This is a genomic window from Acinetobacter sp. YH12144 (genome assembly GCF_013418345.1).
In the GTDB taxonomy this organism is placed as follows: Bacteria; Pseudomonadota; Gammaproteobacteria; order Pseudomonadales; family Moraxellaceae; genus Acinetobacter; species Acinetobacter amyesii.
Window position 1 is genome coordinate 1 of sequence record NZ_VPCD01000040.1, and the last position, 6,343, is coordinate 6,343.

General features: G+C 39.8%; 5 protein-coding genes and 2 pseudogenes. 4 read left to right on the forward strand and 3 right to left on the reverse strand.

What is annotated here, in order from left to right; all coding sequences use genetic code 11:
- Positions 1 to 101: 101 nt before the first annotated feature.
- Together FTU79_RS15945 and rpiA are read right to left on the reverse strand one after the other, a co-directional pair.
- Positions 102 to 509: pseudogene (locus FTU79_RS15945) on the reverse strand (YgjP-like metallopeptidase domain-containing protein); the annotation flags it as partial.
- A 215-nt stretch (positions 510 to 724) separates the two neighbouring features.
- A complete protein-coding gene (rpiA, locus tag FTU79_RS15950) occupies positions 725 to 1,396 on the reverse strand; it encodes a ribose-5-phosphate isomerase RpiA (RefSeq protein WP_180004663.1) in 672 nt (223 codons plus the stop codon).
- Positions 1,397 to 1,503: 107 nt separating this feature from the next.
- Here rpiA and ilvA point away from each other — a divergent pair, with 107 nt between their 5' ends.
- The 4 genes from ilvA to FTU79_RS15970 all read left to right on the forward strand — a co-directional run bounded on the left by ilvA (position 1,504) and on the right by FTU79_RS15970 (position 5,858).
- Positions 1,504 to 3,042 carry a threonine ammonia-lyase, biosynthetic gene (gene ilvA / locus FTU79_RS15955; RefSeq protein ID WP_180007812.1) on the forward strand — a complete coding sequence of 513 codons (1,539 nt, stop codon included), beginning with the start codon at positions 1,504 to 1,506 and terminating at the stop codon, positions 3,040 to 3,042.
- 173 nt (positions 3,043 to 3,215) lie between these two features.
- Complete coding sequence (locus FTU79_RS15960; RefSeq protein ID WP_180051335.1) at positions 3,216 to 3,704, forward strand: hypothetical protein; 489 nt, start codon at positions 3,216 to 3,218, stop codon at positions 3,702 to 3,704.
- Positions 3,705 to 3,808: 104 nt separating this feature from the next.
- Positions 3,809 to 4,468: a TrkA family potassium uptake protein gene (locus tag FTU79_RS15965; protein WP_078188649.1), complete on the forward strand. Its 660-nt coding sequence runs from the start codon at positions 3,809 to 3,811 to the stop codon at positions 4,466 to 4,468.
- Between the two features lie 52 nt (positions 4,469 to 4,520).
- Positions 4,521 to 5,858, forward strand: a complete 1,338-nt coding sequence (locus FTU79_RS15970; RefSeq protein WP_180051337.1) for a TrkH family potassium uptake protein — start codon at positions 4,521 to 4,523, stop codon at positions 5,856 to 5,858.
- Between the two features lie 377 nt (positions 5,859 to 6,235).
- Here the strand turns inward: FTU79_RS15970 and FTU79_RS15975 are convergent.
- Positions 6,236 to 6,343 (reverse strand): annotated as a pseudogene (locus FTU79_RS15975) (IS5/IS1182 family transposase); the annotation flags it as partial.

Here is a 6,343-nt window from a genome sequence, read left to right on the forward strand (position 1 = left end):
AAATGGCGATTCAGCGTTTAATTGGTTTTGGGAAAAAAGAAGAGTTTAAGGAAATTTTGGCAATTTTAAGAAAGCAGAATCCTGATAGGATAAGGGTTCTGTGAAATTTGTCGTGTACAGAGATAAATTGGTAAATACTCTTTGGCATAAGCAATCACAAAGCTTTTTAAATATTGCTCAGGCTGTCGATCACTGATGAATAGTTGATGGCTTTCGTCATCCAAGATAAATGAATGTTTTTGCGTTTGATAAACAACCATTAACGGTTGTTCTAAATTAAATAACTTTAATTTTATTGGCAGACTTCGATCCTGCAGCCCTGCTTTTTCCTGCTGCTTCTGCCATGTCTCAATCATCCATTGTTCTGATTGTTTCAGAAAATCTTGCACTTGGCGCTGTGTACAAAATTGCGGCACTGTTAATTTAATTTGAGTTGGTTCTACTCGCAATCTTAAGCGTGTGGCACGTAATTTTCGGGTGATTTGAATTTCAGGGAGGTTGGGAGTCATTTATTCTTTTTAAAAGCTTATTAATAATGCATAAAATTTAACTTTAAGCAGTTTTCAAAAGTATATTGAGGGTTCCTTCTCCCTCTGGGAGAAGGTTAGGATGAGGGGGACATTTAAATTGACCTCTCCCTAACCCTCTCCTCAAAGGAGAGGGAACTTCCATTAGAAATTTAAATATAAATCGAAACTCTATTTACATTTAAATTTTCTATAGATTAAACCGCTGTACGCTCTTCAATACCGTTATCAGTGGCTACAACCGCAATATCCGCCTTGTTTAGAGCAAAGATACCGTTACACACTACACCCGGAATATTGTTTAAAGTTTTTTCAAGTTCCAATGCATTTAGGATATTTAAGTTGTGTACGTCTAAAATTACATTACCGTTATCTGTTACTACGCCTTCACGGTACACAGGATCGCCGCCTAAAGAAACGATTTTACGTGCCACAGCAGAACGTGCCATTGGAATCACTTCTACAGGAAGCGGAAATTCACGTGCCAACTGATCAACCCATTTAGAATCATCTACGATACAAACGAATTTTTTCGCAATAGACGCCACGATTTTTTCTCGAGTCAACGCAGCGCCGCCGCCTTTAATCATGTGCATATGACGGTCGATTTCATCTGCGCCATCCACATAGGCATCTAAACCACCAACATGGTTCATATCAACCACTTCAATGCCTAATTTTTTCAAACGTTGTGCAGTTGCTTCAGAACTGGCAACCGCAGCTTCGAGTTGAAGCTCTGGCAATAATTCGATGAGGAAGTTCACAGTACTTCCTGTACCAACACCCAAAATACCGCCCTTTGGCAAATGCTTTAATGCAGCTTTTGCGGCAGCTTGTTTCTTTTCATCTTGGGTAGCATACAGACTCATAACTTGGCTCAACTATTTTTTGACATTTGTTGCTGATTTTACAGCCCAAATGTACGGGTGTTTGTTACAATGAACGCCTATTTTAAACTGTTAGATGGAAAATTAACATGCTGTCTCGTTTGGTTCGACAAATATTACAGGCAACAGTCTATGACGTTGCAATCGAAACCCCACTCGAAGCAGCGCCACGAATTAGTGAAAAACTAAACAATAACATTCGCTTTAAACGCGAAGATTTACAACCTGTCTTTTCTTTCAAGCTACGCGGTGCCTACAACCGTATTAGTCAATTACCGAAATCTCAGTTGGAACGTGGCGTTATTACTGCTTCTGCAGGTAACCATGCTCAAGGCGTGGCGTTATCTGGTAAAAAGTTGGGTATTCGCGCCATTATTGTTATGCCTAAAACCACACCAGACATTAAAGTACAAGCGGTTAAACGCTTAGGTGGTGAGGTAGTTCTGCATGGTGATTCTTTTGACGTAGCCAATAAATATGCAATCCAATGTGCAAAAGATGAAGGTATGACCTTTATTCCACCTTATGACGACGAACTCGTTATGGCCGGTCAAGGAACCATTGCCAACGAAATTTTGCGTCAATGGCGTGATGTAGAGTATGTATTTGTTGCTGTTGGCGGTGGCGGTCTCATTGCCGGTGTAGCTGCTTATTTAGGTGATGTGGCACCGCATGTTAAAGTCATTCCTGTTGAATATGACGAATCAGCATGTTTAAAAGCAGCCTTTGAAGCTAATGAACGTGTCATTCTTCCATCTGTTGGTCTTTTTGCCGACGGTACAGCAGTTGCACAAATTGGTGAAAAACCATTTGAAGTGATTCAGCTACAAAAATCAGATAACTCAGGCCCAATTGTTGAGCGTGACGTTATTTTGGTGAATACAGATGAAATCTGTGCTGCAATTAAAGATACCTTTGATGAGTGCCGCAGCATTGTAGAGCCGTCAGGTGCAATGGCGCTTGCAGGTATTAAGAAGTATGTTGCAGAGCATGGTCTAGAAAATAAAAATATGGTGTCGATTGTATGCGGCGCTAATATGAACTTTGACCGTCTGCGCTACATTGCAGAACGTACTGAACTGGGTGAACGTAAAGAAGCGATCTTTGCTGTGACCATTCCAGAAGAAAAAGGTTCATTCCTCCAATTCTGCCGCGCACTACAAGGCCGTAACATCACTGAGTTTAACTACCGCGCAAGCTACTCAAGTGCCGCTCAAGTATTTGTGGGTATCAGTCTCAAAAATGGCGAAAAAGAACGTCAGGAAATTTTTGAAACCTTAAAATTCCAATACGATGTAGACGATCTTTCCGATGATGAAGTGGCTAAACTGCATATCCGTTATTTGATTGGCGGTCATGCCGATATCGAAAATGAACGCCTATTCCGCGTGGAATTCCCCGAACGTCCGGGCGCATTACTGACTTTCTTAGAACGTCTAGGCCCAACGCATAACATCACCCTATTCCACTACCGTAACCACGGTGCTGCTGAAGGTCGTGTATTGGTGGGTATGGAAGCAACGGATGCGAAACAAAACCCAGATGGTTTAATTGAAACATTGGAAAATATTACCTATCCATATGTTGAGATTACCAATAACCTCGGTTATCAACGTTTCTTGAAATAAGTAAAATTTCTATATGAAAGCTGGGATCTAGGTTCCAGCTTTTTTATTTGCATCAATTCTTTTCTGCATCAAAATAAATATATTCATCAATTTAATTCATCAACGCTGTCATTGTTGTTAAATTCACCACACCCTATAATCCATTGAAAATAAAACAAAATGGATATTTAAAATTGAATTTTTATGCCTTATTTATGATCGTCATTGTGGGTTTAGGTGGATATTTTTATGTATATCCGGCTTATCAACTTAAGCAAGAGGAAGATAAGATTCGTCAAAGTATGAAACAAATTCCAAATCAGTCACGTATGCAAAATCTAGAAAATATTTACGGCTATACCGCGCAAGCTGAAATGTTGAATCAATATCCAAATTACATTGTATATATTCGCTTTGATGAGCTAAGTGATCAAACCGCTCCCGAACCTGTTCAAGCCATCATCCGTGAATTTTCATGCGATGGCTTAAACCGTTTAAAGAACAATTCTGAGCTCGTTCGTAAAGCCACCTTAAATGTCATTAAAGAAGATCAGCATCAATTTCAATACATTCTAAAAAATAAATTAGGCTATGAAATTTTTAAATACCAACAAGTTATGGATAATTGCCCCAATATTGTTGAACTTTATGCCTATCAAAATGCTGAAGAAATTAAAAATTAGAGCTTTTCGGTTTAGATGGATTATGTAAATTTCCATAGCCGCTCCAGGCTGAACAAGCTAACATCAACATATTCAATAACTTTAGAATAATTTAGGAATACGGCATGGCTCAATTCGCTGTGATTGGCTTAGGAAGTTTTGGCGCAACTGTAGCCACTGAACTCATGGGTTTAAAACACGATGTCATTGGAATCGATAGCAACAAAAAGTTTGTTGAAAGTATTTCGGACCAACTAACCCATGCAGTGATTGCTGATGCAACAGATGAGCACGTTTTACAAGAACTCAATATTCAAAACTGTGAAGCCGTCGTTGTCGCAATTGGTGAAGATATTGAAGCCAGCATCTTATGTGTGCTTCATCTTAAAAACATGGGGATTAACAAAATTTGGGCCAAAGCCAAGTCCAAAGCGCATCACATGATTTTAACCCATTTAGGCATCAGCAAAATCATCCATCCTGAAGAAGATATGGGTGTCCGTGTTGCCCAGTCACTGAGTTATCCAATGGTGAGCCGCTACATGGTGCTCGAAGATGACCATTATTTGGTGAAAGTTGAAATTAAAGAGTCACAACAAGGCACGCGTCTAAATCAAATAATGGATCATGTCCCTGAAGTGAAGACGATTCTGCATAAACGTGGCACCGAGCTTCAATATAGTTTAGATCCGAACCTGATTTTACAAACAGGCGATATTTTAGTGGTTGAAGGTTTACTCGAACATTTACGTCGACTGGCTAAACACTTTAAAGCAACTTTGTAATCAGCGTCGAGCTCCTTTTGCACATAATCACGCAAGATGACAGTAGAAAAACATGAAACTTCACAATAAACAGCGTAATACCATTAATCTCAGCCCACCCAGTATTTTGGCATTGGGTTTTCTTGGGCTAATTATCATTGGCACCTTGCTGTTAAAGCTCCCATATTCACATCATGGTGATTTAAGTTGGATCAATGCCCTCTTTACAGCGACCTCTGCCGTAACCATTACTGGACTTTCAGTTGTGAATGTCGGCGAAGCCTATACGGTGTTTGGTAAAGTCGTGATTATGGGTTTACTACAATGCGGTGGTCTCGGTTTTATGACCTTTGCGATATTGGCCGCTATGAGTTTGTCCCCTAAAATTGGGCTAAAACAACAAATTATGGCTCAAGAAACCATTGGACAAACCAGTCTTGCCAAAGTGACCATGACTATTAAAGGCGTACTGCTTTATTCGCTATTTTTTGAAATGGTGGGAACGGTTATTTTGACCATCGCTTGGATGCAAGAATACAATTTTAACCAGGCCCTGTTTTATGCTGCCTTTTATAGTGTTTCAGCATTTAATAATGGTGGATTTTCATTATTTCCTAATAGTTTAATGAGCTTCGCTGACCGTTATTTCATTACGTTTACCATCAGTATGCTTTACATTATTGGGGGTATCGGCTTTTTGGTACTGATGGACATTAAGCGCAATAAAAGTTGGAAAAAACTCAGTACCAATAGCAAGCTGATTTTATCGACTATTGCGGGTTTAAATGTCTTTGCCTTCATCACCATTTGGTTATTAGAAGCCAATAATGCTGCTACCTTAGCTACGATGTCACTTGGTGACCAAGCCCTCAACGCGTGGTTCCATGCAACGGTTCCGCGCTCTTCGGGTTTTAACAGCTTACCTATGGAAAGCATGAGCGATGCATCATCACTCGTCACGATGTTACTGATGTTTATTGGAGGTGGTTCTCTCAGTACAGCCGGTGGCATTAAAGTCGGGACGTTTATTATTGTTGTACTCAGTGTGGTCAGTTTTTTAAGACGTGAAGATGAACTGCGTGTGTTTAACCACTCTGTTTCAGAAAAAACCACCTTTAAAGCATTAGCGGTAATTTTCATTACAGTAACGTTGATTTTCATTGGCTTTTTCAGTCTATTGCTTCTCGAACCTGATAAACGCTTTTTAGATTTGTTGTTCGAAGCGGTATCCGCTGCTTGCACCGTTGGTCTATCTCGTGGCATCACCAGCGACTTACAACCTGCTAGTTTAGTTGCCCTGATGTTATTAATGTTCGCAGGTCGACTTGGCCCCTTAACACTGGCCTATCTGATTGCCACACCGAAGAAGAGTCGGTTAAAACACCCAGCTTCTGAGATTCAGATTGGTTGATTTGTACATTGTCTCACAGTTATAAAAAAACCACGCCATAGCATGGTTTTTTTATTTACTGATGTTACATAGTAACATCAGTAGCGTAATTTGATTCAAATGAAAGAACGATACGCGGTAAGGTCATCCGCAAGTGTTTGAGACAGGATGACTTCTAATCAAAAATGTTTTTGCGATACTTTAAGTAAATAGACGCTAGAGAGCGAGTTTTGCGGATGACAATGGTTTTGGGTACTTTTGCCTAAACAAAAGTACCTCCAGCCGAAGGCTAATCCCTTTATTCAATCCCTAGATATAAGACTCCGTCGATTAGACTTAAAAGCATCTTAAAAATGCGAAATTACTTTTACGTCCGTAAATTAGGGGCTGTTGACATTTTATAATGGTAGCCAGATAAATATACAGGCTAGAGCAACTGAGTTTTCATAATTTCGCTTTAGCTTATCGTAACGAGTGGCAATTCCTCTGAAATGTTTTAATCTGGC

Bases quoted from the DNA above. Each gene is read 5' to 3' on its own strand.
- FTU79_RS15970 (WP_180051337.1), top strand. From the start codon at position 4,521: ATGAAACTTCACAATAAACAGCGTAATACCATTAATCTCAGCCCACCC.
- rpiA (WP_180004663.1), bottom strand. From the start codon at position 1,396: ATGAGTCTGTATGCTACCCAAGATGAAAAGAAACAAGCTGCCGCAAAA.
- ilvA (WP_180007812.1), top strand. From the start codon at position 1,504: ATGCTGTCTCGTTTGGTTCGACAAATATTACAGGCAACAGTCTATGAC.
- FTU79_RS15965 (WP_078188649.1), top strand. From the start codon at position 3,809: ATGGCTCAATTCGCTGTGATTGGCTTAGGAAGTTTTGGCGCAACTGTA.